This window comes from Burkholderia sp. LFS061 (assembly GCF_047978125.1).
GTDB lineage: Bacteria > Pseudomonadota > Gammaproteobacteria > Burkholderiales > Burkholderiaceae > Burkholderia > Burkholderia pyrrocinia_C.
Genome location: NZ_JBFPFS010000047.1, coordinates 1 through 26,911 on the forward strand (window position 1 = coordinate 1; position 26,911 = coordinate 26,911).

A 26,911-nucleotide genomic window follows, 5' to 3' on the forward strand; every position below is an offset into this window, starting at 1 on the left:
GGCCGGCACGCCGCGCCGGCGCCGCGCGCGCCGCCGCGCGCCCGCGCTCTGTGCGGACGATCCGCTGTGGTACAAGGACGCGATCATCTACCAGGTGCACGTGAAGTCGTTCTACGACTCGAACAACGACGGCATCGGCGATTTCCCCGGCCTGATCGCGAAGCTCGACTATATCGCCGAACTCGGCGTCGACACGATCTGGCTGCTGCCGTTCTACCCGTCGCCGCGCCGCGACGACGGCTACGACATCGCCGACTACCGCGACGTGCATCCCGACTACGGCACGCTCGCCGACGTGCGGCGCTTCATCCGCGAAGCGCATGCGCGCGGCATCCGCGTGATCACCGAGCTGGTGATCAACCACACGTCGGACCAGCATCCGTGGTTCCAGCGCGCGCGGCGCGCGAAGCCGGGCTCGATGTACCGCGACTATTACGTGTGGTCCGACACCGACACGAAATACGCGGGCACCCGGATCATCTTCCTCGATACCGAAACATCGAACTGGACTCACGACCCGATCGCCGGCCAGTACTACTGGCACCGCTTCTATTCGCACCAGCCGGACCTGAACTTCGACAACCCGGCCGTCGTGCGCGAGGTGATCCAGGTGATGCGCTTCTGGCTCGATCTCGGCATCGACGGGCTGCGGCTCGACGCGGTGCCCTATCTCGTCGAGCGCGAAGGCACGAACAACGAGAACCTGCCGGAAACGCACGCGATCCTGAAACGGATCCGCGCGACGATCGACGCCGAGTACCCGAACCGGATGCTGCTCGCGGAAGCGAACCAGTGGCCGGAAGACGTGCAGGAATATTTCGGCGACGAGAACGAATGCCACATGGCGTTCCACTTCCCGTTGATGCCGCGCATCTACATGTCGATCGCGAGCGAGGACCGCTTCCCGATCGTCGACATCATGCGGCAGACGCCCGCGCTCGCGCCGAGCAACCAGTGGGCCGTGTTCCTGCGCAACCACGACGAGCTGACGCTCGAGATGGTGACCGATTCGGAGCGCGACCTGCTGTGGCAGACCTATGCGAGCGACCGGCGTGCGCGGTTGAACCTCGGCATCCGGCGCCGGCTCGCGCCGCTGATGGAGCGCGACCGGCGCCGCATCGAGTTGATCAACTCGCTGCTGCTGTCGATGCCCGGCACGCCCGTGATCTACTACGGCGACGAGCTCGGCATGGGCGACAACATCCACCTCGGCGACCGCGACGGCGTGCGCACGCCGATGCAGTGGTCGTCGGACCGCAACGGCGGCTTCTCGCGCGCCGACCCCGAACTGCTGGTGCTGCCGCCGGTGATGGGCTCGCTGTACGGCTATGACGCGATCAACGTCGAGGCGCAGACGCGCGACCCGCATTCGCTGCTGAACTGGACGCGCCGCATCCTGTCGACGCGCCGTGCGACGCAGGCGTTCGGGCGCGGCACGATCCGTTTCCTGCGCCCGGAGAACCGCAAGGTGCTCGCGTACCTGCGCGAGCTGGACGGCAGCGATCCGGTGCTGTGCGTCGCGAACCTGTCGCGCGCGTCGCAGGCGGTCGAGCTCGACCTGTCGGAATTCGCGGGCCGCGTGCCGATCGAGATGACGTCGGATTCGCCGTTTCCGCCGATCGGCCAGCTCCCGTATCTCCTCACCTTTCCGCCGTACGGGTTCCTGTGGTTCGAGCTGTCCGGGCACGGCCGCGAGCCGTCGTGGCGGCAGCCGCATGCGGAGCCGCTGCCCGAATACGTGACGCTCGTGATGCGGCGCGGCGACGCGCGGCCGGACGTCGGGCAGCTGCACGCGCTCGCGCACGATGCGCTCGCGTCGTGGCTCGCGCGGCGGCGCTGGTTCGCGTCGAAGGATCGCGCGATCGGCGATGCATGGCTGAACGTCGTCACGCCGGTGCCGGGCGAAGCGTTCCAGTATGCGGAGGCGTGGGTCAGCGCCAGCGACGGCGGCGTCGAGCGCTATATCGTGCCGCTCGCGACGGCCTGGGGCGGCGAGACGTCCCAGCCGCTGTTCGCGCAGCTCGCGCTCGCGCGCGTGCGGCGCGGCCATACGGTCGGCTACCTGACCGATGCGTTCGCACTGCCGTCGTTCGCGCGCGGGATGCTGCGCATGCTGCGCGACGGCGCGACGGTGCCGACCTCCGACGGCGGCCGGCTCGCGTTCCTGCCGGAGAGCGCGCTCGCCGCGCTCGATCCCGGCGACGACGCCGAAGTGCGCTGGCTCGCGGCCGAGCAGAGCAACAGCTCGCTCGTGATCGGCGACGCGATCGTGTTGAAGCTGGTGCGCAAGGTCGCGCACGGCGTGCATCCGGAAGCGGAAATGAGCCGGCACCTGACGCGCATCGGCTATGCGAACACCGCGACGCTCGCGGGCGAGGTCGTGCACGTCGATCCGGACGGCACGCCGCACACGGTCGCGATCCTGCAGCGCTACGTCGACAACCAGGGCGACGCATGGACGCGTTCGTTCGACTTCCTGCGGCGCGCGGTCGACGAGCTCGCGCTGCCGGCCGCCGACGAAGACGAAGCGGCCGAACAGGACGAGGAACCCGAGGCGCTGGTCGGCTATGCGGCGTTCGCGGGCATCGTCGGCACGCGGCTCGGCCAGTTGCACGTCGCGCTCGCGCAGCCGTCCGACGATCCCGCGTTCGCGCCGGAACGCGCGACACCCGATCACGTCGACGGCTGGTGCGTGGACGCGATCGCGTCGTTCGAACGCGCGCTCGACGTGCTGCGCACGCGGCTCGATGCGCTCGATGCGCTCGATCCCGCGATGCGCGCATCGGCCGATGCGCTGCTCGCGTCGCGCGACGCCGCCGTGCGCGCGCTCGGGGAACTCGTGCCGCGCACGCTCGACGCGCAATGCACGCGGATTCACGGCGATTTCCACCTCGGACAGGTGCTCGACGTGCAGGGCGATGCGCTGCTGATCGACTTCGAAGGCGAACCGGCGCGCCCGCTCGAACGGCGCCGCGCGAAATCGCATCCGCTGCGCGACGTGGCCGGCTTCCTGCGCTCGCTGTCGTATGTGAGCGCGACCGCGCAATTCGCGATCGAAAAAGCGCCGCCGCAGGCGGCCGGCCGCAAGCGCGCGCTGTTCGACCGGTTCGGGCAGGCCGCCGCCGACCGTTTCGTCGAATGCTATCGCGCGGCCGCCGCGCTCGCGCCCGTACGCTTCGTCGACCCGCGTTATGCCGATCGCCTGCTCGCGCTGTTCCTGATCGACAAGGCGTCGTACGAGCTGTGCTACGAGGCCGCGAACCGGCCCGACTGGCTGAGCGCGCCGGTCGGCGGGCTCGCGGCGCTCGTCGAGCGCCTGCTCGACGACGGCAGCGCGCCCGAACCCGGAGGAACGCGATGACCGACACGCTGTTCGAACAGGCCGACATCGACGCGCTGCTCGCCGGCCGCCATCCCGATCCGTTCGCGTGTCTCGGCCCGCACGGGCAGGCCGACCGGATCGTCGTGCGCGCGCTGCTGCCCGGCGCCGAGCGCGTGCGCGCGCTGTCGCCGGACGGCGACGAACTCGGCGCGCTCGCGTGCGTCGACCGCGCCGGCTGCTTCGCCGGCACGATCGCGCACGACGGCGGGGTTCCCCATTACCTGCTCGCGATCGACTGGTCGAACGCGCGGCAGGTGACCGACGACGCGTATGCGTTCGGCACGCTGCTCGACGACGACGCGCTCGCGCGCTTCGCGGCCGGCGATCCGGCCGCCGTGCTCGACTGCCTGGGCGCGACGCCCGCGCGCATCGACGACACCGATGGCGTGCGCTTCGCGGTATGGGCGCCGAACGCGCAGCGCGTGTCGGTGGTCGGCGATTTCAACGGATGGGACGGCCGCCGCCATCCGATGCGGCTGCGGCGGCCGTCGGGCGTATGGGAGCTGTTCGTGCCGGGCATCGGCGCGGGCGAGCGCTACAAGTACGAGCTGCGCGCGGCCGACGGCCGCGTGCTGCCGCACAAGGCCGATCCGTGCGCCCGCGCGACGGAAGCGCCGCCGCGCACGGCGTCCGTCGTCGCCGATGTCGCGGCGCTCGACGCGTTCGCGTGGCACGACGACGGCTGGATGCACGCGCGGCCGCGCGCCGACCGCTACCGCGCGCCGTGGTCGATCTACGAGGTGCATCCGGAATCGTGGCAGCGCGTGCCCGAGGAGATGGACCGCAGCGCGACGTGGGACGAGCTTGCCGAGCGGCTGATTCCGTACGTGCACGGGATGGGCTTCACGCACGTCGAGTTCATGCCGATCGCCGAATACCCGTTCGGCGGCTCGTGGGGCTATCAGCCGCTCGCGCAGTTCGCGCCGTCCGCGCGCTTCGGGCCGGTCGACGGCTTCGCGCGGTTCGTCGACCGCGCGCATGCGGCCGGCATCGGCGTGATCGTCGACTGGGTGCCCGCGCATTTCCCCGACGATCCGCACGGCCTCGCGCAGTTCGACGGCACCGCGCTGTACGAGCATGCCGACCCGCGCGAAGGGCTGCATCCCGACTGGCACACGTGCGTGTTCAACGTCGGGCGCACCGAGGTCGGCGCGTTCCTCGTCGCGTCGGCGCTCGCGTGGGCACGCCGGTATCACGTCGACGGCATCCGCGTCGATGCGGTCGCGTCGATGCTGTACCGCGACTATTCGCGCAACGAAGGCGAATGGGTGCCGAACATGTACGGCGGGCGCGAGAACCTCGAATCGGTCGCATTCCTGCGCATGCTGAACGACACGCTGCACGGTGCGGCCGCGCCGCCCGGCGTCGTCACCGTCGCGGAGGAATCGACCGCGTGGCCCGGCGTCACGGCACCGACCGTCAATGGCGGGCTCGGCTTCGACTTCAAGTGGAACATGGGGTGGATGCACGACACGCTCGCGTATCTGCGCGAGGACCCGATCCACCGCCGCTATCACCACGACCGGATGACGTTCGGGCTCATCTACGCGTTCTCCGAGCGCTTCGTGCTGCCGCTGTCGCACGACGAGGTCGTGCACGGCAAGGGCTCGCTCGTCGCGAAGATGCCCGGCGACGCGTGGCAGCGGCTCGCGACGCTGCGCGCGTACTTCGGCTTCATGTGGGCGCATCCCGGCAAGAAGCTGCTGTTCATGGGCAGCGAGTTCGCGCAATGGGCCGAATTCGCGCACGACTCGACGCCGCACTGGGATCTGCTCGACGCGCCCGCGCATCGCGGCGTGCAGCGGCTCGTGCGCGACCTGAACCGCGCGTATGCGGCCGAACCCGCGCTGCATGCGCTCGACTGCTACGCAGCCGGCTTCGCCTGGCTGATCGGCGACGACCGCGACAACAGCGTGTGCGCGTTCGTACGCCGCGACGATGCGGGGCACCTGGTGGTCGCGGTCTGCAACTTCACGCCGGTGCCGCGCACCGGCTACCGCGTCGGGCTGCCGGCGCCCGGCCAATGGCGCGAACGGATGAACACCGATGCCGCATCGTACGGCGGCACCAATTCCGGCAACGACGGCGCCGTATGGGCCGAGGCCGTGCCCGCGCACGGCGAGGCGTGGTCGGCGACGCTGCGCCTGCCGCCGCTCGCGACGCTGTGGCTGAGCCCCGCCTGATTCCCCACCCCTTCGACACGGAGAGTTCCGCCCCATGCCGAGTGCCCTGCCCGCTCGCCTCGAATCCGGCCGCCGCTATCCGCTCGGCGCGACCTGGGACGGCCTCGGGACCAACTTCGCGGTGTTTTCCGCGCACGCGCAGCGCATCCAGCTATGCGTGTTCGATCCGACCGGCCGCAGGGAACTCGCGCGCCTCGACCTGCCCGAATGCACCGACGAGGTGTGGCACGGCTACCTGCCCAACGCGCATCCGGGCACCGTGTACGGATTGCGCGCGGACGGCCCGTACCAGCCGCAGCACGGCCATCGCTTCAATCCGACCAAGCTGCTGCTCGATCCGTACGCGCGCAAGCTGGTCGGCCACTTCCGCTGGTCGGACGCGCTGTTCGGCTATCGCGTGCATTCGAGCCGCGCGGACTTGTCGATGGACCGGCGCGACTCGGCGCCCGCGATGCCGAAATGCGTGGTGGTCGACGAGGCGTTCGACTGGAGCAACGACCGGCGCCCGCGCGTGCCGTGGCGCAGCACGGTGATCTACGAGACGCACGTGCGCGGCGTGTCGATGCGCCGCGCCGGGCTGCGCGCGCCCGAGCGCGGCACGTTCTCGGCGTTGGCGCATCCGGCGTTCATCGATCACCTGCTGTCGATCGGCGTGACGACGGTCGAGCTGCTGCCCGTCCACGCGTTCCTGCAGCAGCGCGAACTCGTGAAACGCGGGCTGCGCAACTACTGGGGCTACGACACGGCCGCGTTCTTCGCGCCGGAACCCGCGTATCTCGCGACGCGGCGGCTCGACGAGATGCGCATCGCGATCCGCCAGCTGCATGCGGCCGGCATCGAGGTCGTGCTCGACGTCGTCTACAACCATACTTGCGAAGGCAACGAGCTCGGCCCGACGCTGTCGTGGCGCGGCCTCGACAACGCGAGCTACTACCGGCTCGTGCCGGGCGACCATCGCTTTCATGTCGACGAGACGGGCTGCGGCAACACGCTGAACCTGTCGCACCCGCGCGTCGTGCAGATGGTGATGGATTCGCTGCGCTACTGGGCCACCGCGTTCAACGTCGACGGCTTCCGCTTCGATCTCGGCGTGACGCTCGGCCGCGAGGATCACGGCTTCGATCCCGGCGCGGGATTTTTCGACGCGCTGCGGCAGGACCCGGTGCTCGCGCAACGCAAGCTGATCACCGAGCCGTGGGATCTCGGCCCCGGCGGCTACCAGCTCGGCCGTCACCCGCCGGGCTTCGCCGAATGGAACGACCGTTTTCGCGACACCGTGCGGCGCTTCTGGCGCGGCGACGCGGGCCAGCGGCCGGAACTCGCCGCGCGGCTCGCGGGATCGGCCGACCTGTTCAACCACCAGCGGCGCCATACGTGGGCATCGGTCAATTTCGTCACCGCGCACGACGGTTTCACGCTCGCCGATCTCGTGTCGTATGCGGACAAGCACAACGACGCGAACGGCGAGGACAACCGCGACGGCCGCGACGACAACTGCAGCGCGAACTGGGGCGCAGAAGGGCCGAGCGACGACGCGGCGATCCGCGACGTGCGCGCGCGCGTCGCGCGCTCGATGCTCGCGACGCTGTTCACCGCGCTCGGCACGCCGATGCTCGTCGCCGGCGACGAGTTCGGCCGCACCCAGCACGGCAACAACAACGCTTACTGCCAGGATAACGAACTGTCGTGGCTCGACTGGGATCTGGCGCGCAGCGACGAAGCCGTGAAGCTGATGCGCTTCGTGTCGCGGCTCGCCGCGCTGCGGCGCATGTACCCGCTGATGTCGGCGCCGCGCTATCCGTCGGGCGATCACGACGGCGCGCCGGGCATGGCCGAGATCGACTGGTTCGACGAACGCGGCGACGTGCTGACCGTGCCCGCGTGGCACGACCGCGAGCGCCGCGCGCTGACGATGCGGCGCGTCGGCGCGGGCCGCACCGGGCGCACCGAGTCGCTGCTCGTGATGCTGAACGCGTCGTCCGAAACGATCACGTTTGCGCCGCCCGCCCCTGTGCTCGCCTACCGCGTGCTGGTCGACACGGCCACGCCGGATGCCGGCCCGCGCGCGTGGCCGGCCGACGGCCTCGACGTCGCCGCGCATGCGGTCGCGGTCGCCGTCGCGGCCGTGCCGCCCGACCCGCCTTCGTGAGGACCGCCATGACGTCACGTTCCGCTCATCCGCCCGGCACGCATGCGTTCGCGTCGTCGTTCGGCGCGACCTGCATCGACGCGGGCCGTACGCGCTTCCGGCTGTGGGCGCCCGCGAGCCGCACCGCGGCCGTCGATCTGCACGGCGGGCCATCCGTCGCGATGACGGCCGCCGGCGACGGCTGGTTCGACGCAGTCGCGCCGTGCGGCCCCGGCGCGCTGTATCGCTACGTGCTCGACGGCGATCTCGCCGTGCCCGATCCCGCATCGCGTTTCCAGCCGTACGACGTGCACGGCCCGAGCCAGGTCGTCGATCCGGCCGCGTATCGCTGGCGTCACGACGCATGGCGCGGCCGCCCGTGGCACGAGACGGTGCTGTACGAACTGCACGTCGGTGCATGCGGCGGCTACGCGAGCGTCGAGCGGCGCCTGCCGGCCATCGCCGCGCTCGGCGTGACGGCGATCGAGCTGATGCCCGTCAATGCGTTCCCGGGCACGCGCAACTGGGGTTACGACGGCGTGCTGCCGTTCGCGCCCGATGCGTCGTACGGGCGGCCCGAGGAACTGAAGTCGCTCGTCGACGCCGCGCACGGGCTCGGGCTGCAGATGTTCCTGGACGTCGTCTACAACCACTTCGGCCCCGACGGCAACCTGCTACCGCGCTACGCACCCGCGTTCTTCCGCGCGGACCGGCAAACGGCGTGGGGGCCCGCGATCGACTTCGCGCGTGCGCAGACGAGCGCGTTCTTCATCGACAACGCGCTCTACTGGCTCGACGAATACCGCTTCGACGGGCTGCGCATCGACGCCGCGCATGCGATCGACGACGATGCGTGGCTGCGCGAGCTCGCGCGCCGCGTGCGCGCGCATGCGGGCGACGCACGCCAGGTGCATCTGGTGCTCGAAAACGAACGCAACGCGGCGAGCCTGCTCGGGCCCGGCGGCTTCGACGCGCAGTGGAACGACGATTTCCACAACAGCGCGCACGTGCTGCTGACCGGCGAGCGCGACGGCTATTACCGCGCGTACGCCGATGCGCCGCTGCGCCATTTCGCGCGCACGCTCGGCGAAGGGTTCGCGTACCAGGGCGAGCCGTCGCCGCTGCATGGCGGCGCCGCGCGCGGCGAGCCGAGCGCGCACCTGCCGCCGACCGCGTTCGTCGCATTCCTGCAGAACCACGACCAGATCGGCAACCGCGCGTTCGGCGAACGGTTGCGCACGCTCGCGAACGACGACGCGCTGCGCGCGGCCACCGCGTTGATGCTGCTCATGCCGCAGATTCCGCTGCTGTTCATGGGCGAAGAGGAAGGCAGCACGCAGCCATTCCAGTTCTTCACCGACTATCGCGGCGCACTCGCCGACGCCGTGCGCGAAGGCCGGCGCCGCGAATTCGCGGCGTTTCCCGCGTTCGCCGATCCCGCGCATCGCGACGCGATTCCCGATCCGAACGACATCGCGACGTTCGTGCGCTCGTTGTCGAAACACCCGGCCGACGACGCATGGCCCGATGCCGATGCATGGCGGCACTTCTACCGCAGCGCGCTGACCGTGCGCGCGGCGCTCGTGACGCCGCACTTGGCCGGCGCGCGCGCGCTCGGCGTCGACCTGCTCGCGGGCGACGGCGAACTGCAGGCGCTCGCCGCACGCTGGCGTCTCGGCAACGGCAGCACGCTGACGATCGCACTGAACCTCGGCTCGCACGACGCGGTGCTGCCCGCGCTGCCGCTCGGCAAGATCGTGTTCGAGACGCCGCCGCGCGCGCGCGACCGGCTGCGGGACCTGCGCCTGCCGCCACGTTCGTGCATCGCGTGGCGCGACGGCGCGGTCAACCACGATGCGCTGAGTCGCCGCACGAACGGGCGAGGCCGATCATGACGACCGACGTATCGATCGCGGCACTCGCCCGTTCGGCCGGACTGGAAACCGACTGGACCGATGCGGGCGGCGTCGCGCGGCGGGTAGGCGACGATGCGCTCGCCGCGCTCGTCGACGCGCTCGGCTGGCCGTGCGGCACGGCGCTCCAGCGCGTCGACAGCGCAGCGGCGCTCGCCGATGCGAACGCGGCGCCGCCGCGCATCGTCACCGGCGATGCCGGCCTGCCGCTGACGCTCCCGCATACGATCGCACTGCCGGGCGCACACTTCCGGATCGCGCTCGAAACGGGCGGCTACGTCGACGGGCGCGTGGCCGGTGCGGGCGAGCACGGCACGCTGCCGCCGCTCGCGATGCCCGGCTATCACGCGCTCGACATCGGCGAGCAGCGCATCGGGCTCGCGATCGCGCCGCTGCGCGCGCGCCCGTTCGACGCGTTCGCGCGCGCTCCCGACGCAGGCCGCCGCTGGGGCGTCGCAGCCCAGCTCTACAGCCTGCGGCGTACCGGCGACGACGGCGCGGGCGACTACACCGCGCTCGCGCGGCTCGCCGCGCACGCGGCGCGGCACGGCACGCAGGCGGTGGCGATCAGCCCGACGCACGCCGGCTATCCCGCACTGCCCGCGCACGACAGCCCGTATTCGCCGTCGTCGCGGCGCTGGCACAACGTCGCGTATCTCGACTGCGACGCGGTGCCGGGCGCCGAGGCTGCGCTTCACGCGCGCGACGATGCAATCGATGCGCCGCTGATCGACTGGCCACGCGTGCTGCCGCCGAAGCTGCGCCGCCTGCGCGCATGCTTCGATGCATGGCGTGCCAACGGCGCGCCATCGCGCGACGCGTACCAGCGCTTTCGCGCGGCCGGCGGCGCGGCGCTCGACGCGCATGCGCGCTTCGACGCGCTGCAGGCGTTCTGCATCGAACACGAGATCGGCGCGGACTGGCGGCAATGGCCGGCGCCGTGGCGCATGCCGTCATCGGCCGAAGTCGATGCATTCGCGCACGCGCATGCCGACACGATCGCGTTCCACACGTTCCTGCAATGGTGCGCATCGCGCGCGCTCGGCGACGCGCAATATGCGGCGCGCGGCGCGGGCATGGCGACCGGGCTGATCGCCGATCTCGCGGTCGGCTCCGACCGCGCGGGCAGCGACGCGTGGGCGCACGGCACGACGCTGCTGCGCGGCGTGTCGCTCGGCGCGCCGCCCGACCTGTTCAATGCGACCGGCCAGGCGTGGGGCGTCACGACGTGGACGCCCGCCGCGCTGCGCGCCGACCGTTTCGTCCCGTTCATCGAGTTGTTGCGCGCGGCGTTCGCGCATGCCGGCGGCATCCGCATCGACCACGTGCTCGGCTTCGCGCGGATGTGGATCGTGCCGGACGGCGGCACGCCGCGCGACGGCGCCTACCTGCGCTATCCGATCGACGATCTCGTGCGGCTCGTCGCGCTCGAGGCGGCACGCCATCGCGCGATCGCGATCGGCGAGGATCTCGGCACGGTGCCGGGCGGTTTGCGCGAACGGCTCGGTGCACAGGGGATCGCGGGGATGCGCGTGCTGTGGTTCGAGCGCGATGCGAACCGCGCGTTCCGGCCGCCGTCCGCGTGGGATCGCGATGCGATCGCGACGACGTCGACGCACGACTTGCCGACCGTGGCCGGCTGGTGGCGCGGGGTCGATCTGGGGTGGCGGCGGGTGGCGGCCGACAGCGGGAAGCAGCAAGACGGCGCGGCCGACAGCACGCAGAGCGATGCGAGTGCGCAAGACCCGAACGAAATCGTGCAAGGCGCCGACGTCGGGCATGACACCGTGCCCCGCACGGAAACAGACCGCGCCGCGCCCGCCACACCCCCGCCCGCGTCCGATCCCGACCTGATCGCCGCCCAGGCGGAACGCGCAACCGAACGCGCGGCGCTGTGGCACGCATTGCAGCACGCGGGTTGCGCGCCCGCCAACAGCGCTGTCCCGCCGGCCGGCGCGCCGCCCGTGAGCGCAATACTCGCGTATGTCGCGCTCAGCCCGTCGCCGCTCGCGATCCTGCCGCTCGAGGATCTGCTCGGGCTGGATGAGCAGCCGAACCTGCCGGGGCCGCCATGCGGCCATCCGAACTGGCTGCGGCGCCTGCCGCGCACCGTCGACACGCTGTTCGACGCCGACGTGCGCAAGCGCATCGCGGCCGTCGTGCACGCGCGCCGTTCGCGGGAGCGCGACGCATGACGCCGCGCGCGACGCTGCGGCTGCAGCTGCATGCGGGTTTCACGTTCGACGATGCGGCCACGCACGCCGACTACTTCGCGCGCGTCGGCGTGAGCCACCTGTACCTGTCGCCGGTCACGACGGCCGAGCCCGGCTCGCTGCATGGCTACGACACCGTCGACTACGGCTCGGTCAGCGCCGAACTCGGCGGCGAAGCCGGCCTGGTCCGGCTCGTCCGCGCGCTGCGCGCGCGCGGCATCGGCGTGATCGTCGACATCGTGCCGAACCACATGGGCGTCGGCGGCTCGTCGAACGGCTGGTGGAACGACGTGCTCGAATGGGGGCCGGCGAGCCCGTACGCATGCTGCTTCGACATCGACTGGCATCCGCCCGACGCGGCGCTCGACGGCAAGGTGCTGCTGCCCTGCCTCGGCACGCCGTACGGCGACGCGCTCACGGCCGGCGACATCGCGCTCGGCGCCGATCCGTCGACCGGCCGCTTCTTCGTTGCGTGCCCGGGGCGGCAGCTGCCCGTGGCCGCCGCCACTTATGCGGACATCCTGCGCATCGCGAACCGCTCGGACCTGAACACGCTCGCCGAACGCTTCGGCGCCGCGCCGGCGCACGGCAGCGCCCGGCTGGCCGCCGCGCATGCGGCGTTGCGCGATTACGCGGCCGCGCACGGCCCGCATGCGTTCGACGCCGTGCTGCGCGGCGCCGATCCGCGCAGCGCACGCTCGCGCGCGTGGCTGCACCGGCTGCTCGAACGCCAGCACTACCGGCTCGCGTGGTGGCGCACGGCCGCGGACGAACTGAACTGGCGGCGCTTCTTCGACATCGCGACGCTCGCGGGCATCCGCATCGACGACGATGCGGTGTTCGACGCCGTTCATGCGCTGCCGTTGCGCCTCTACGCGGCCGGATATATCGACGGCGTGCGCGTCGATCACGTCGACGGGCTCGCCGATCCGCGCGCGTACTGCCGGCGGCTGCATGCGCGGCTCGCGGCGCTGCGCGACGAGCGACCGTACGTCGTCGTCGAAAAAATCCTGGCGCCCGGCGAAGCGCTGCGCGACGACTGGGGCGTCGACGGCACGACCGGCTACGACTTCATGAACGACGTCGGCGCGCTGCTGCACGACCCGGCCGGCGCCGCGCCGCTGGCCGCCCACTGGGCGGCCGTGTCCGGTTCATCGCGCACGTTCGCGCAGGAGGCGCTCGACGGCAAGCGGCGCGTGCTGATGCGCCAGCTCGCCGCCGAGCATGCGCGCGTCGCGCGGGCGCTGCACGGCATTGCGCGCGCGTCGCCCGCGACGCGCGACGTCAGTCTGGTCGCGATCCAGCGCGTGCTGGGCGAACTCGCGGTGCGGCTGCCCGTGTACCGGATGTATCCGGCACAGGAAGACGCGCCCGCCGACACCGACCGCCGGGTGCTCGCGCAGGCGCATGAACGGGCATGCGCGGCCGTCGATCCGGCCGACCGCTACGCGCTCGACCGGGTCGCCGCGTGGCTCGGGTTACCGGTCGTGCGCGTGCCGCGCGCAGGCGCCGCCGCGCTGCATGCGGCCCGCGTCGCGTTCGCGCAGCTCACCGCGCCGCTGGCCGCGAAGGGTGTCGAGGATACGGCCTGCTATCGCTACGGCCGGCTGCTGTCGCGCAACGAGGTCGGCGCCGACGCAAGCGACTTCAGCCTGTCGCGCGGCGCGTTCCATGCGCGCAACCGGCGCCGCGCCCGAATCGTGCCGCATACGCTCATCGCGACAGCCACGCACGACCACAAGCGCGGCGAGGACGCGCGCGCGCGGCTCGCGGTGCTCAGCGAGATGCCCGACGCCTGGCGCGCGGTATCGCTCGACTGGTCGGCGCTCAACCTGCCCCGGCGCGGCGGCGCCCATCGCGACCTGGCGTGGGCGCCGGGACCGGCCGCCGAGGCGATGCTGTACCAGACGCTGGTCGGCTGCTGGCCGCCGTCGCTGATGCCCGACGACGACGCGGGGCTCGCGGCGCTTGCCGAACGCGTGGTGCGCTGGCAGACGAAGGCGCTGCGCGAAGCGAAGCGGCATACGGACTGGCTCGCGCCCGAAACGGACTACGAAAGCGCTTGCGAAGCGTTCGTCCGCGCGATCCTGGCGCCGCGCGGCGCTGGCGATTTCGCGCACCGGCTGCATGCGTTCGTGGCGCGGATCGCGCCGGCCGGCATCGTCAACAGCCTGACGCAGACGGCACTGCGGATCGCGTCCCCCGGCGTGCCCGATCTCTATCAAGGTACCGAGCGATGGGATCACTCGCTCGTCGATCCGGACAACCGGCGCGACGTGCCGTTCGCGGCGCTGGCGGCCGAGCGCGTCGACGGGCAGGTCGCGTCGTACCTGCCGACCTGGCCGGACGCGCGCGTGAAACGGGCGCTGATCGAACGGATGCTCGCGCTGCGCGCGCGGTGGCCGGCGACGTTCGCCGACGGTGCGTATGTGCCGCTGCGCGTGCGCGGCAGGCTCGGGCGTCACGCGGTTGCGTTCGCGCGGTGCGGCGATGCGGCGACCGTGGTGATCGTTGCAACGCGGCTTGCGTGCCGGCTGCTCGGCGACAGGCCCGGGTTGCCGAGCGTGGAGCCCGCGTTATGGGGCGATACGGCGGTCGTGTTGCCGCAGGGCGCCAAAGGGCCCTGGGCGGACTGGCTGAATGCGCGGGACGGAATCGACGCGCCGGATGGCTTGATCAGGCTCGATCGCTGTCTGGCTGCGCTGCCTGTTGCCGTACTCGTCGCGGCTCACCCAACGGATCGGAATCCCTCAATCGCCCGGTCATGATCGAATTGATGCAAACCGGTCCGCGGATACCCGACGATCCAATCGGTGCCGCATGGCTGATCGCGAACCGTGATGTCACAGTATCCCTGGCCTTTCGCGACGGGGAATCGAGCGATGGCGCACTAGTCGATCGTTACCGGCCAGAGCGACAGGCGGGACAGTAAACGCCCGACCTCACGACCACTCGTCCGGCGGCAGCGTCCCGCCGTCGTCCTCCCACAGCGGCGCGCCCGCGTTGTCGCCATGGCCCGCGGTCACGGTCCCTTTCGCATCGCGCTCCCTCGACCGTCGCGTCTCGCCGTGCTTCGCCGCACGAACCCGCGTGCGCGTCGGCGTCACGGTGCGCTGCCCGCCGCCCCGGCGCTCGTCGGCCGATGCCGTGCCTTTCGTCTGCCGCACATTCGAACCTGCATTCATCGTTTCTCTCCTGCGTCACTGAAAAACTGAACAACCGGTGAAAAGACCGCCGCAATTTCGATGCCGCCTCCGGGCAAGCGTCTTGCTACGTGTTCATACCGAATCCAGCCGCAGGAGCCGACGATGCCGACCGAACCCCACACGCCGCCCGCCGCGCGCCGCCGGCTCGGCGAATGGCTGACCTGCGAGGAAGCGCACATGGCCGCGTTCCGCGAAAAAATCGCGGCCGACGCGCGCGCGCATGCCGGCGAACGATTGCGCACGCCGGCCGTGCAGGCGCTCGCGCGGCTGTTCGACGACTGCGCCGTGCTGCGCATGGGCCTCGTCCGCGCGATCGACGAGGCGGTCGAATCCGGCCGCCGGCTCGGCTACACGTCGATCGGCGAACTGATGACCGTGATCGACCACCTGATGACCTACACGCCGCCGTTCAGCGAATCGAGCCTGATCGTGTGCCCGCTGAACGCGTTCCTCGACTGGCCGATGTGCATGCCGTCGGGCCACGCCGTGTTTCGGGACGCAACCGTCAACGCGCACCTGAAACGGGTACTGAACGTCTGGTGCGACTTCCTCGGCGGCCCGCATTCGCGCGAGCATCTCGATACGTCGGCGCCCGACGGCTGGTTCTGCGACGAAGCGAGCAAGCGCATCGGGCTGTCGCAATTCCGCTATCGCGACGATCAACCGCACCTCGGCTTCGATTCGTGGAACGACTTCTTCACGCGACGCTTTCGGGAAGGCGCGCGGCCCGTCGACGCGCCGGACGATCCGCACGTGATCGTCAGCGCATGCGAGGCCGCGCCGTACCACATCGAAACGAACGTGAAGATGCGCGACACCTTCTGGATCAAGGCGCAGCCGTATTCGCTGCACGACATCTTCACGCGCGCGGGGCGGCCGCTCGCCGAGCGCTTCGTCGGCGGCGATCTCTACCAGGCCTATCTCAGCGCGTACAACTACCATCGCTGGCATGCGCCGGTGCGCGGCACCGTCACGCATGCATACCGGATCGACGGCACCTACTACTCGGTCGCCGAAGCCGAAGGCCCGGACCCGGCCGGGCTCAACGACTCGCAGGGCTACATGACGGCGGTCGCCGCGCGCGCGATCGTCGCGATCGAGAGCGACGACCCGGGCATCGGCACCGTGGCCGCGGTATTCGTCGGGATGGGCGACGTGTCGTCGTGCGTGATCGAGGTCGTGCCGGGCCAGCGCGTCGGCAAGGGCGACGAGATCGGCCGCTTCCAGTTCGGCGGATCGACGTACTGCCTGCTGTTCGAGGCCGGCGTGATCGAGCGCTTCCTGTACGCGCCGCCGTTCGACGGTGACACGCCCGTCGTGCAGGTGAACGCGTCCGTCGCGATCGCGCGGTGAGCAGCGCGCCCGCGCGTCATCGTCACACGTCACGCATCGGTGCCGTCGGGCTCGTACCCGTCGTGCCGCTGCACGCACCGCAGCACCGACAGGCCGTCGGCCGTCAACGCGGGCCGGCGCCCGCCCGACGCGTCGTCGCCCTGCATCACGATCAGGTTCTGTTCGACCAGCGCGGCGACGTCCTCGCGATCGATCTGGATCTGTTCCGGTGCGCGATACACCAGGAACAGCGCGGCAAATTCATGGGCGGTCAGCATGCTCGTTCCCCGTTGACGGCTTCACGCGATGCGACGACGGCGTCGCATCGGCATGCGGCGCGACACGCGCGCCGGCGATCGTCGATGCGTGCACGGACCATGCCAATGCGCGCGAAGCGGTGCTCGTCCGAGCCGTAGGCGCGCGGCGCGATATGGCACCGCGCGGCGTCCGGCCGCCCGTGCAAAGTTTTCAACGATGTGTAATGCCGGATGCGAGTGGGCCGGACGCAAACGCGGGTCAAACGCGTCGGCTACGGCGCCTCGATCAGGAACGCCGCGAACGGGACATGCCGGCCCTCACGCTGCCCGCCGCCGCACGGCCGTGCGCGCGGAAATAGCCGCTGTGCAGTACCACGCCGCCCTTGCCGTCCGCCAGCACATCCGCGCAGGCAGCCTCGATACGCGCGCGGCCGCGCTCGAACGCGTCGCGCAGGTCGGCTTCCAGCGCCGAGGGCGCGCCGAAATGATCCTCGAGTGCCTCGACCGTGATCGCGCAGTGCTCCGGCTGACCGTCGACGTCGACGGTGAAGCACAGTTGCAGCGCCGCGCCGTCGAATTCGGGCGGCGCATCGGCCAGCGTCACGCGGCGGGGGGAATCGGCCGGCATCGGATTACGCGCTCCGCGACGCGAGACTTTCGACCAGCGCGCCGCTGAATGCCGGCAGGTCGGCGGGCTTGCGGCTCGTGATCAGGTTGCCGTCGCGCACGACTTCCTCGTCGACCCACTTGCCGCCCGCATGGCGGATGTCGTCCTGCAGGCTCGGCCAGCTCGTCATCGTGCGCCCTTCCACGAGCCCGGACGACACGAGCAGCCAGCCGCCGTGGCAGATCGCGGCGATCGGCTTGCCGGCGCCGACGGCCGCCGTCACGAACTCGCGCGCGGCCGGGATCATCCGGATCGCGTCGCCGTTGACGACACCGCCGGGCAGCACGACCGCGTCGTAGTCGCCCTCGCGCGCGTCGTCGAACGTGCGGTCGACCTTCACGCGCGCGCCCTTGTCGACGTGCCTGAACCCCTGGATTTCGCCGCGTTTCTGCGAAATCACGTCGACCTGCGCGCCTTCGGCCGCCAGCGCACGTTGCGGTTCGACAAGCTCGGCCTCCTCGAAGCCATCGACCGCCAGGATCGCTACCTTGCAATGGTCCAGTCTGCCGCTCATGGAAACCTCCGTGGATGCCGCTGCACCCTTTATGCCGTCCCGGTCATGGAGCAATTGCCGTGCCGCATGCGGCCGGACGACGGCGACAGAAGAGACTGGCCGAAACCGGCCCATGCCGCGCCGCCGCGCACGGGCTGAAAAGATTTCAACGGCGTGTAACCCGATCCGGCACGATTACTGCAGGCGGATCGCCGCATCGAGCATCGCGTCGGTCAGTTCGACCGTCAGTGTCAGATCGTCGTCGTCGTTGTCGGGGAGCCGGTCGAGCATGTCCCGCACGGCCTCGTGCAGCATTGCGTGCACGCGCATCCGGGCGCCGTCGTCGAGGCCCGCGTAGCGTTCCATCGTGTCGCAGTCGAGCACCAGCACGACCGAATGCCGCCCCGTGTCGGGTGGCGCATCAGCCTCCATCGACCACGCCGCATGAAACGTGACCGTGCCTGCCTCGACGTCGAGACGGACCGTCGTATCGAAATCGCCGGCGTCGACCGTGTCGGCGTCCGTCGCATCGTCTTCCAGACTGATCCGGGAGTTCGATCGCATGGTGTCCTCCTGCGTGGTGGCCGCGCGCGCTTGCTTCAAACGGCGCCGGCCATTCGGTTCGAATGCGGATGTAATGCGGATGTCACGAGGTGTTCGTGCTGAACGAAGAGGGCGGAATGGCACGCCTGCCCGGACCTTGCAGCAAGGGCCATGCCTCCGGCGGCAGGTCGCCCCGCGGCACGCGAATTGCGGCGCCGTTGCCCGTACGTCCCTGCGATGCCATACGGAGCCCGCGATGCCTTCCGCTTCCGCTTCCGCTTCCCGCGCGCACGGCAAGCGCCCGACGCGCCGCCCTGGCCGGGCCCGCAGCGCCGATCCGCAACACCGCTGGTCCGCCGAAGTCACGCAAAAAAGCGATGTGCTCGACATCGAGCCCGACATCTTCAAGTCCGACGATCCGGGCGCGATCGCCGCGTCGCTGAAGCGCTCGGCCGAACAGAGCCGCCGCCGCAAGTCTTCGCCGTTCCAGTCGGCGATGTCGATGCTGAACTTCTACGTGAACCGCGCGGGCCGCAACCTGCCGAAAACGCGCCGCGCGACGCTCGAACGCGCGAAGCGGAAACTGCGCGAAGCCTTCGGCCGCAAGCCGTGACGGCGGCCGGCCACCGCCGCATCGCCCCGATCGCGCGCATGCACGAAACGCTGTGACACCTGATCGTCGGCGCGGCGCCGATGGCCATGGGCATCGCGGCGTCCGTGCTGCGCCACCTGCCGTGCAGCACCGCGATGATCGTCACGTGCCGCTGCTCGCGGCGCTCACGATGCGCCGAGCCGCGCTCGCATCTTCGCGGTGATCCGCTGGCGCGCATCCGCATAGCCTTCCCACGGATCGCGCTTCAGCCCGTCGAGACGCGCATGCAGCGTGTCGATCGTCCACTGCGCGCCGCCCGTCGTATCGGGCACCTCGTCCCAGCCGAGCGGCACCGACACGCCCATGCCCGGCCGCGCGCGCGCCGAATACGCGGCGATCGTGCTCGCGCCGCGGCCGTTGCGCAGATAGTCGACGAAAATCTTGCCGCGCCGATGGCGCGGCCCCATCGTCGCGGTGAAGCGCTCGGGCAGCGCGCCCGCCACGTGCTGCGCAACCGCGCGCGCGAAGTCTTTCACGTCGTCCCATCCCGCGTACCGCGCGATCGGCACGACGACATGCAGCCCCTTGCCGCCGCTCGTCTTGCAGAACGACGCGAGCCCCAGCTCGTCGAGCAGCCCGCGCACGAGTTGCGCGGCGTCGATCATCGCGCGCCACGGCAGCGCCGGATCGGGATCGAGGTCGAACACGATGCGGTCCGGCCGCTCGATATTGGATGCGTGCGCATTCCACGTATGCAGCTCGACCGTGCCCATCTGCGCGGCACCGAGCAGCGCGTCGACGCTGTCGATCGACAGCAGCGGCCCGTGGCCGGGATCGAGCCCTTCGTGCTGCGTGACGAACGGAATCTCGAGGCGCTCCGCATGTTTCTGGAAGAACAGCTCGCCCGTGATGTCGCCCGGCGCGCGCACGAGCGACACGGGCCGGCCCTTCAGGTCGGGCAGCAGCCACGGCGCGACCCATTGCCAGTAATGCGCGAGGTCGATCTTGCGCGTGCCGTGCTGCGGATCCAGCACGCGATCGGGATGCGTGATGCGCACGCGGCCGACGTGGTCGGCGCCGGATTCGCCGCGCGCGTCGCCGGACGGCGCGTGCGATTTCGCGCGACGCTTGTGGCCGCTCCCGGTATCCGTGTGCCGTGCGCGTTCGTGCTTGTCGTGCTTGTCGTGCGCTGCATCGCGTTCGTCCATCGTCGTCTCCGTTTCGGTGTGGCGCGGCATCTCGCGGACGATCCGCGCCGCCGGCTTGTCTTCCCGCAGCGCGACGAACGCCGCCTGCCGCACGATGCCGTCGCCTGTCCATTCCGCGAATTCGCATTCGGCGACGAGCGTCGGGGCGATCCAGTGCACGCGCGTGCGCGACCGTTCGCGCGGCGGCGGGTCGAACGGCGTCGTATCGCGTTCGTGCCTGCGCAGCATCGCGGCGAGCCGGTCGAGCATGCGCGCATCGAATCCGGTGCCGACCCGGCCGACATAGCGCAACGGCGGCGTGCCGCGCCGCCGCTTGCCGCCCGATTCGGGCTCGTACACGCCGAGCAGCAACGCGCCGAAGCCGTGCCGGCTGCCCGACGGCTCCGTGTAGCCGCCGATCACGAACTCCTGCCGCCGCCGGCATTTGAGCTTGATCCACGCGGCCGAGCGGCCGGCGCGATAGCGTGAATCGGCGCGCTTGCCGATCAACCCTTCGAGGCCGGTGTCGCACGCGCTCGCGATCAGCGACGCGACGTCGCCGCCGAGATCCGGCGAATAGCGCAGCCGCGCGGCGTCGCTGCCCGCCAGCAGCGGTTCGAGCAACGCGCGGCGCGCAGCGAGCGGCGCATCGCGCAAATCCTTGCCATTCAGATAGGGCAGATCGAATACGAACAGCGTGATCGCGTCGGAACGGCCCGCGCCGAGCGCGTTCTGCAGCGCCTGGAAATCGGGCAGGCCGCTGTCGCCGAGCACGACGGCCTCGCCGTCGAACCACGCGTTTTCGATCTCGAGCGCCGCAAGCGCATCGCGCTGCGCACGCAGCTTCGCGGTCCAGTCGCGGCCCTCGCGCGTCATCAGCGCAACATGCCGCCGCGCACCGCGGCCCGACACGCGCGCGAGAATCCGGTAGCCGTCGAACTTCACTTCGTAGCGCCAGTCGCCTTGCGCGGGCGGAGCATCGACCAGCGTCGCGAGCTGCGGCGCGACGCGCTCGGGCAGCGGCGCGCGGACAGCACCTTCGACGTGCGACAGGTCGGCGTCGGCTGGCGGCTTGCGATCCTTGCGGTCGCGCGGCGTGCCGCGTGTACGGGGCGCATCGTCGCGGCTGCGTCGCGACGTGCGTGCAGGCGGTGATGCATCGGCGGGCGCCGCGCGTGCGGCTCGCGCACCGCGGTCATGCACGCTGCCCGGCTGCTGCGCAACGACATCGAATTCGTCCGCATCGCGTGCGTCGTCGTCGCGCTCCTTGATCAGCAGCCATTGCGGCTGACGGCCCTGCTGCCGCCCGCTGCGCACGAGCGCCCAGCCGCCGTGCAGCTTTTCGCCATCGAGCCGGAACGTCAGCTTGCCCGCGCGATAGCCGTCGCGCGCCTGCGCGACGCCGCCGTCGGGCGTCCACGTCCCTTCGTCCCACACGACGACCGTGCCCGCGCCGTAATGTCCGGCCGGAATCTCGCCCTCGAACGACGCATATTCGAGCGGATGGTCCTCGACCTGCACGGCCAGACGCTTCACCGACGGATCGACGCTCGGCCCCTTCGGCACGGCCCATGATTTGAGCGTGCCGTCGAGTTCGAGACGGAAGTCGTAATGGAGCCGCGTCGCGTGATGTTCCTGGATCACGAAACGCAACGGATGGCGCGCCCGGACAGCCGTGCGCGCCTGCTTCGACTGCTTGGTCTGCTTCGATTCGGCGCCCGGCTTTGCGCGACGCTTCCCGCGCGCGCCTTCCGGCTCCGGCGTCGCGTCGAAGCGGCGTTTTCGACGATAGGGATCGAGCTTGCCGGCCATCGCGTCACCTCGTGTCGCGCGGTGTCATGCGGCGTGCTTCCGGCGCGCGGCGGTTTTCTTTGCCGCATGCGCGCCCGTCGCGCCCTGCTTCGCGGCCGGCCGTTTCGCGGGTGCTTTCGCGGCGCCCCGCGCGGCAGCGTTCGCGGCCGGCTTGCGTCGCCCGCTCGCGGTGCGCGGCGCGGACGCGCCGGTGTCGTCGTCCTCGCGCGCAGCACGCGCGCTGCCACCGCCTTTCAGGCTGCGCTTCAACAGCTCGGTCAGGTCGACGACGTTGGCCGCCGTGCGCGCCGTTTGCGCCGGCCGGTCCTCGATCTCCTCGACGCTGCCGGCGCGCACCTTGCGCTCGACCAGTTCGAGGATGTCGTCGCGGAACGTGTCGCGATACTCGTCGGGCGTCCACGTGCCCGCCATGTCGTCGATCAGCTTCTTCGCCATCGAGAGCTCTCGCGCGCTGACGCCCGCGCGCTTCGCGTCGCCGGCCGGCACCGGCAGCTCGTCGAGCGGGCGCAGTTCCTCCTGCCAGCGCAGCGTATCGAGCGCAAGCAGCGGCCCGACCGGGATCAGCGCGCCGAGATGCTGGCGATCGTGCATCACGACATGCGCGATGCCGATCTTGCCGCTGTCCTTCAGCGCGTCGCGCAGCAGCGCATAGACCTTCTCGCCCTTGCGGTCCGGCACCAGGTAGTACGGCGTGTCGAGATACAGGAACGACACGGCGTCCGCGTCGACGAACGTGACGATGTCGACGGTCTGCGTCGATTCGGGGTTCGCCGCGCGAATCTCGTCGTCGGTCAGCACGACATAACGCTCCTTCTCGTACTCGTAGCCGCGCACGATGTCCTCGCGCGCGACCTCCTTGCCGGTGCGCTTGTTGATCTGCCGATAGCCGACCGGGTCCATCGAACGCTTGTCGAGCAGCCGGAACGACGGCTTCACGGTGCGCGTCGCCGGGAACAGCTGCACGGGCACGTGAACGAGCCCGAAGCTGATCGCGCCTTTCCAGATCATGCGTGCCATTGGGTGTCCTCCTTGCGGCGTCGTTGCGTCGGACGCCTTCGTCCGCGGCCGATGCTACGGCCGGCGGCCGCGGCTGCGCCGCACGATGCTCAGGTGTCCGTTGCGCTCCAGGATCGCCGCGTCGACGTCGGACAGGTCGGTCGCGCCGGTCGCCTGCCGGACGCTTTCGCGCACGTCGGTCGGCGTAAGCAGCGCGGCACGCATCTGTGCGTCGTCGAAGCGGCCGTTGCGATACACCTCGCGCTCGGCGCCTACCAGCAACCGCTCGAGCCGGCGCGAGCGCACGCATGCCCAGCCGATCGCACGATGCAGCAGCGCGATCGCGAGCGACGCCGCGACGGTCGCGACGAACGGAGACGCGCCGACCACCGCGCGGCTCAGGATCGCGCCGAGCAGAATGCCGACCACGTAGTCGAACGGCGAACGCTGCCCGAACGCGCGCCGCCCGGCGATGCGAATCAGCACCAGCGCGACCACGAACACGACGATCGCACGCAACGCCATCTGGCCGGGACCGAGCATCCGGCCCTGTCCGAACAGCGCGACGACGACGTCCATGATGGCGGCGCTATGCGGGCAGATCGGCCGCCTGCTGCCGGCGCGTCCGGATCCGAGGGCGGCCGATGTCCGGGAACGTATGCATTATCGCGTCGGGATCGATCGCCTGCCCGATGCCCACGCGTTGCGCCGGGTCCGGCTGATATGCGGCGCCCGGCAATAGGCGTTCGGCACCGACGGCCGAGATCGGCTTCAGGTGCCTGAACGCCCTGCACACGTATCGCTGCGCGGCCTGCTGCGCCTTGCCGGCTGGTGGGGGATTCGTCATCGGGGCGTCCTCGTCGAATTCGATGGGCGGCCGCCACGCGCGCAGCCGCTGCGGCGCGCGCGAGCGCGCCTGCGGCGGCCGGCCTCGGTGTCATGGCGCGCGCAATGCCGCGTCGAGTTCGGTATCCGTAATATCGAGCGCCACGTTGCATTCGATCGCGTCGTCCTCGACGCGCGGCTTGCGTTCGTCCACCGCGCGTCGCGCGCCGTCGCACAGATACGTGCGCACGCGCAGCCGGTCGTCCTCGTCGAGCCACGCATAACGCTCGACCACGTGCGGATCGAACCGCAGGTCGACCGTGCAACGCCATTCGCGCGCGCTTTCGTCGGCCGGCACGCGCACCCACGACACCTGGATCGTCAACCGCCCGGATGCGTCGTCCGCATGCACGACGACGGTCGACTCCGACGGGAAGCCGTTCGCGAGCGCGTGCTCGAGTTCCGCGACGCGCTGCGAGCGGTCGGGCGCGCCGATCATCGTCGCACGACGCCAAGCAGCAGCGTGACCAGGAAGATCACGACGAAGATGTAGAACAGGATCTTCGCGATCTCGGCCGCGCCGGCCGCGATGCCGCCGAAGCCGAACACGGCCGCGACGATCGCGATGATGAAGAAAATGATGGCGTATCGAAGCATGGAGCCCTCCTGGATGACAGCGGTCGCGAACACACGTCGTCGATCACGCATCGTGCTTGTGCCTGGGTTTGCCGCGAACCGGCGTGGCAGCCATTTTCTCGAGTTCCTTCTCGCTCATCGACTTGGCCATCGACTTCGCCGGCGGCTTGAGGTCCTTCATCTTCGTGTCGCCGCGCTTGGCCGACAGCGCGGCCCCGGCAGCACGCTGCTGGGCCTGGGATTTTGCTGGCATGGTTGCGCTCCTCTCGTTGGCGCGCGCGATACGACGCAATGTCGGTGCAACGGACGGCACGCGCGCGGTTGGGTCGCCCGGGTCGTCATGCGGCGTCGCGGCGCCGCAGGTCGGCCGGCGGGATCTTCATTGCCTGGCGATACTTCGTCACCGTGCGGCGCGCAAGAAGGATGCCGCGCCCCGCGAGGTTCTGCGCGAGCGTGACGTCGGACAGCGGATCGGTTTGACGCTCGGCCGCGATCATGTCGCGGATCAGCACCTTGGCGGCCGATGCCGAGCACACGCCCTTGCCCGCCGCCTCGAGCTTGCGCGGGAAGAAGTGCTTGAATTCGAACGTGCCGTGCGGCGTGGCCATGTACTTGTTGCCCGTCGCGCGCGACACGGTCGATTCGTGCAGCTCGAGCTCATCCGCGATATCGCGCAGCACGAGCGGCTTCATCGCGATCTCGCCATAGCGGAAGAAATCGCGCTGCCGCGCGACGATGCATTCGCCGACGCGCTGGATCGTCTCGAAACGCTTCTGCACGTTGCGGATCAGCCAGCGCGCTTCCTGCAACTGCTGGCCGAGCGGCGAATCGCGCTCGCCGCTCGACTGCGCGAACAGCGTCGCATAACGCTCGTGCAGGCGCGCGCGCGGCAGCACGGCCGGGTTGATCGTCACGATCCATTCGTCGCGCACCTGGCGCACGATCACGTCGGGCACCACGTAGTCGCCGCGCGTGCTGCCATAGTGATTGCCGGGGCGCGGATCGAGCCCGCGCACGAGCGCGCACGCCGCCTGCAGCGTCTGCGGGTTGCAGCCGATGCGCCGCTGGATCTCGGCCGTTTCGCGACGCGCGAGCCGTTCGAGATGCTCGCGCGCGATCGCCTTCGCTTCCGCGAGCGCCGGCGTGCCTGCCGGGATCGCGTCGAGCTGCAGCACCAGGCATTCGGACAGCGAGCGCGCGGCGATGCCCGGGCGGTCGAGCATCTGCACGAGCCGCAGCGCGACCGCGAGATCCTGTTGCGACAGCAGCAGCGCCGGATCGGCCGCGACCAGCAAGTCGGACAGCTCCTGGCGCAGGTAGCCGTCGTCGTCGAGCGCATCGATCACGATGCGCGCGGCTTCGCGGTCGCGTTTGTTCAGCGGGTAGAGCCGCAGCATATCGTGCAGTTGCTGATGCAGCGACGGCTCGGCGGCCATCCATTCGCCGGGCGACAGGCCGTCGGCGTCGTCGCCCTGGCGGCCCGTACCGCGCGGCGCGGGCGCGGCCGTATACGACACCTCGCCGTCCGGCGGGCGCACGTCGTCGGGTTCGGGCGACGCTTCGGGCGCGGCGCCTTCGGCCGCCTGCTCGGGCGTTCCGGCGGGGACTTCCTCTTCGCCGTCGCCCTGGCCGTCTTCGAGAAACGGATTCATGTCGAGCGCCTGCCGCAATTCCTGTTGAAACTCGAGCGAGGACAACTGCAGCAGCCGCAGCGACTGCTGAAGCCTCGGTGTAAGTGCGAGATGCTGCCGCATCTGCAGCGCAAGCGAGACGGACATCGAAAGCCTCCTGACGGTTCGGTTCGCGGTATTTCGTCGACAGGGTTTACGCAGCTTTCGTGCCAATCCGTCCACGCGCGCCGTGCCGGGGCTTTCGCGGGTTCGTGCCCCATCACACAACCTGACGGGGCCGCTTTTTTACAAGCCGGCGGCAAGTTTGGGGCACGCATTTCGCGCGGCAGGAAGTGCGCTCGGTCGCCCGCATCGTCGCGCTTCGCATCGATGGGATCGACGGCCGTGCGATCGGGAAATACCGCCGTCAGAGCCGGCAGGTGGCGCAGCAGCCACGCGGCCATGTCGCGCTGCTGCTGCACGATCCGCTCGCAGCACGCTGCGGGTTTCATCTTCGCCGTCACGTTCCTTCACCGCATCACGAATGCGGCATTTCGCGCGGCGCGATGCTCGTCGCGCATGCCGTGCGGCACACGCGACGCGTCAGTACTGCATCGGCGGCGGCGTGCCCGGCAGCCGCTGGTCACCCTGCACGCCGTTCGGGCCCGGCGGCGGGACGTCGGCCGGATCGCCGCCGGTCGCGCCCTGCGGCATCGTGTTGCCCGGCGACGGACGCGTCTCGTAGCGCGTATTGGCATCCGGCATCGTCGCGCTCGGCGGCGTCGCATGGCCGTCGGGCGGTGCGGGCGGCGCCGCGCGCGTGCCGTAGGTCGTCGGTTGCGTGCATGCGCCCAACGCGCACGCGGTGGCGAACGCGCATGCACCCGCGCGTATCGTCTGGATCGTGTTCATCGAAATCCTCCGTCGGATCGACGG

General features: G+C 70.6%; 22 protein-coding genes. 8 read left to right on the top strand and 14 right to left on the bottom strand.

Translation table 11 applies throughout. From position 1 onward, the window contains the following. From treS to treY, 6 genes are all read left to right on the top strand, one after another. The coding region (gene treS / locus ACNQQL_RS29675) for a maltose alpha-D-glucosyltransferase (RefSeq protein WP_347067663.1) at window positions 1-3,361 on the top strand (3,361 nt) is incomplete at its 5' end. Further along, the gene (gene glgB / locus ACNQQL_RS29680; RefSeq protein ID WP_347067664.1) at window positions 3,358-5,565 is read left to right on the top strand and encodes a 1,4-alpha-glucan branching protein GlgB; all 2,208 of its coding nucleotides are present in this window, start codon (window positions 3,358-3,360) and stop codon (window positions 5,563-5,565) included. The genes treS and glgB, both read left to right, overlap by 4 nt. A gap of 34 nt (window positions 5,566-5,599) precedes the next feature. Further along, window positions 5,600-7,714 carry a glycogen debranching protein GlgX gene (glgX, locus tag ACNQQL_RS29685; protein WP_204420756.1) on the top strand — a complete coding sequence of 705 codons (2,115 nt, stop codon included), beginning with the start codon at window positions 5,600-5,602 and terminating at the stop codon, window positions 7,712-7,714. 8 nt (window positions 7,715-7,722) lie between these two features. After that, complete coding sequence (gene treZ / locus ACNQQL_RS29690; protein WP_347067667.1) at window positions 7,723-9,588, top strand: malto-oligosyltrehalose trehalohydrolase; 1,866 nt, start codon at window positions 7,723-7,725, stop codon at window positions 9,586-9,588. Then, window positions 9,585-11,801: a 4-alpha-glucanotransferase gene (gene malQ, locus ACNQQL_RS29695; RefSeq protein WP_347067669.1), complete on the top strand. Its 2,217-nt coding sequence runs from the start codon at window positions 9,585-9,587 to the stop codon at window positions 11,799-11,801. Before treZ ends, malQ begins: the two co-directional genes overlap by 4 nt. After that, window positions 11,798-14,587, top strand: a complete 2,790-nt coding sequence (gene treY, locus ACNQQL_RS29700; RefSeq protein WP_347067671.1) for a malto-oligosyltrehalose synthase — start codon at window positions 11,798-11,800, stop codon at window positions 14,585-14,587. The genes malQ and treY overlap by 4 nt, the downstream gene beginning before the upstream one ends. 174 nt (window positions 14,588-14,761) lie before the next feature. On the opposite strand, the gene ACNQQL_RS29705 is transcribed toward treY, so the two are convergent. Continuing rightward, window positions 14,762-15,004, bottom strand: a complete 243-nt coding sequence (locus ACNQQL_RS29705; protein ID WP_072437861.1) for a hypothetical protein — start codon at window positions 15,002-15,004, stop codon at window positions 14,762-14,764. A 123-nt stretch (window positions 15,005-15,127) separates the two neighbouring features. Here ACNQQL_RS29705 and ACNQQL_RS29710 point away from each other — a divergent pair, with 123 nt between their 5' ends. Then, a complete protein-coding gene (locus ACNQQL_RS29710; RefSeq protein WP_347067673.1) occupies window positions 15,128-16,378 on the top strand; it encodes a phosphatidylserine decarboxylase family protein in 1,251 nt (416 codons plus the stop codon). Between the two features lie 29 nt (window positions 16,379-16,407). On the opposite strand, the gene ACNQQL_RS29715 is transcribed toward ACNQQL_RS29710, so the two are convergent. The 4 genes from ACNQQL_RS29715 to ACNQQL_RS29730 all read right to left on the bottom strand — a co-directional run bounded on the left by ACNQQL_RS29715 (window position 16,408) and on the right by ACNQQL_RS29730 (window position 18,338). Next, window positions 16,408-16,635 carry a hypothetical protein gene (locus tag ACNQQL_RS29715; protein WP_347067675.1) on the bottom strand — a complete coding sequence of 76 codons (228 nt, stop codon included), beginning with the start codon at window positions 16,633-16,635 and terminating at the stop codon, window positions 16,408-16,410. Between the two features lie 265 nt (window positions 16,636-16,900). Continuing rightward, a complete protein-coding gene (locus ACNQQL_RS29720) occupies window positions 16,901-17,242 on the bottom strand; it encodes a DUF1488 domain-containing protein (RefSeq protein WP_347067677.1) in 342 nt (113 codons plus the stop codon). 4 nt (window positions 17,243-17,246) lie between these two features. Beyond that, window positions 17,247-17,795: a type 1 glutamine amidotransferase domain-containing protein gene (locus ACNQQL_RS29725; protein WP_034184452.1), complete on the bottom strand. Its 549-nt coding sequence runs from the start codon at window positions 17,793-17,795 to the stop codon at window positions 17,247-17,249. Between the two features lie 174 nt (window positions 17,796-17,969). Then, window positions 17,970-18,338, bottom strand: coding sequence for a hypothetical protein (locus ACNQQL_RS29730; RefSeq protein ID WP_204420763.1), 369 nt, complete (start codon window positions 18,336-18,338; stop codon window positions 17,970-17,972). Between the two features lie 235 nt (window positions 18,339-18,573). Between ACNQQL_RS29730 and ACNQQL_RS29735 the strand changes: the two genes are divergently transcribed. Then, entirely contained in the window at window positions 18,574-18,930 is a 357-nt protein-coding gene (locus ACNQQL_RS29735; protein ID WP_072437857.1) for a DUF3175 domain-containing protein, read from the top strand. Between the two features lie 164 nt (window positions 18,931-19,094). On the opposite strand, the gene ligD is transcribed toward ACNQQL_RS29735, so the two are convergent. From ligD to ACNQQL_RS29780, 9 genes are all read right to left on the bottom strand, one after another. Then, the gene (ligD, locus tag ACNQQL_RS29740) at window positions 19,095-21,908 is read right to left on the bottom strand and encodes a DNA ligase D (RefSeq protein ID WP_347067681.1); all 2,814 of its coding nucleotides are present in this window, start codon (window positions 21,906-21,908) and stop codon (window positions 19,095-19,097) included. A gap of 24 nt (window positions 21,909-21,932) precedes the next feature. Continuing rightward, window positions 21,933-22,925: a Ku protein gene (locus ACNQQL_RS29745; protein WP_347067683.1), complete on the bottom strand. Its 993-nt coding sequence runs from the start codon at window positions 22,923-22,925 to the stop codon at window positions 21,933-21,935. A 54-nt stretch (window positions 22,926-22,979) separates the two neighbouring features. Next, a complete protein-coding gene (locus tag ACNQQL_RS29750; protein ID WP_347067685.1) occupies window positions 22,980-23,483 on the bottom strand; it encodes a DUF421 domain-containing protein in 504 nt (167 codons plus the stop codon). A gap of 10 nt (window positions 23,484-23,493) precedes the next feature. Then, window positions 23,494-23,751 (bottom strand): hypothetical protein, encoded by a 258-nt coding sequence (locus tag ACNQQL_RS29755; protein ID WP_347067687.1) that lies wholly within the window; start codon window positions 23,749-23,751, stop codon window positions 23,494-23,496. Between the two features lie 90 nt (window positions 23,752-23,841). Then, window positions 23,842-24,228: a DUF3022 domain-containing protein gene (locus tag ACNQQL_RS29760; RefSeq protein WP_347067689.1), complete on the bottom strand. Its 387-nt coding sequence runs from the start codon at window positions 24,226-24,228 to the stop codon at window positions 23,842-23,844. Beyond that, complete coding sequence (locus ACNQQL_RS29765) at window positions 24,225-24,386, bottom strand: DUF1328 family protein (protein WP_027792525.1); 162 nt, start codon at window positions 24,384-24,386, stop codon at window positions 24,225-24,227. Before ACNQQL_RS29765 ends, ACNQQL_RS29760 begins: the two co-directional genes overlap by 4 nt. Window positions 24,387-24,429: 43 nt before the next feature. Beyond that, window positions 24,430-24,618, bottom strand: coding sequence for a DUF3008 family protein (locus ACNQQL_RS29770; protein WP_347067691.1), 189 nt, complete (start codon window positions 24,616-24,618; stop codon window positions 24,430-24,432). An 85-nt stretch (window positions 24,619-24,703) separates the two neighbouring features. After that, window positions 24,704-26,143: an RNA polymerase factor sigma-54 gene (locus tag ACNQQL_RS29775; RefSeq protein WP_347067693.1), complete on the bottom strand. Its 1,440-nt coding sequence runs from the start codon at window positions 26,141-26,143 to the stop codon at window positions 24,704-24,706. 435 nt (window positions 26,144-26,578) lie between these two features. Further along, window positions 26,579-26,887, bottom strand: coding sequence for a hypothetical protein (locus ACNQQL_RS29780; protein WP_347067695.1), 309 nt, complete (start codon window positions 26,885-26,887; stop codon window positions 26,579-26,581). Window positions 26,888-26,911 lie beyond the last annotated feature (24 nt).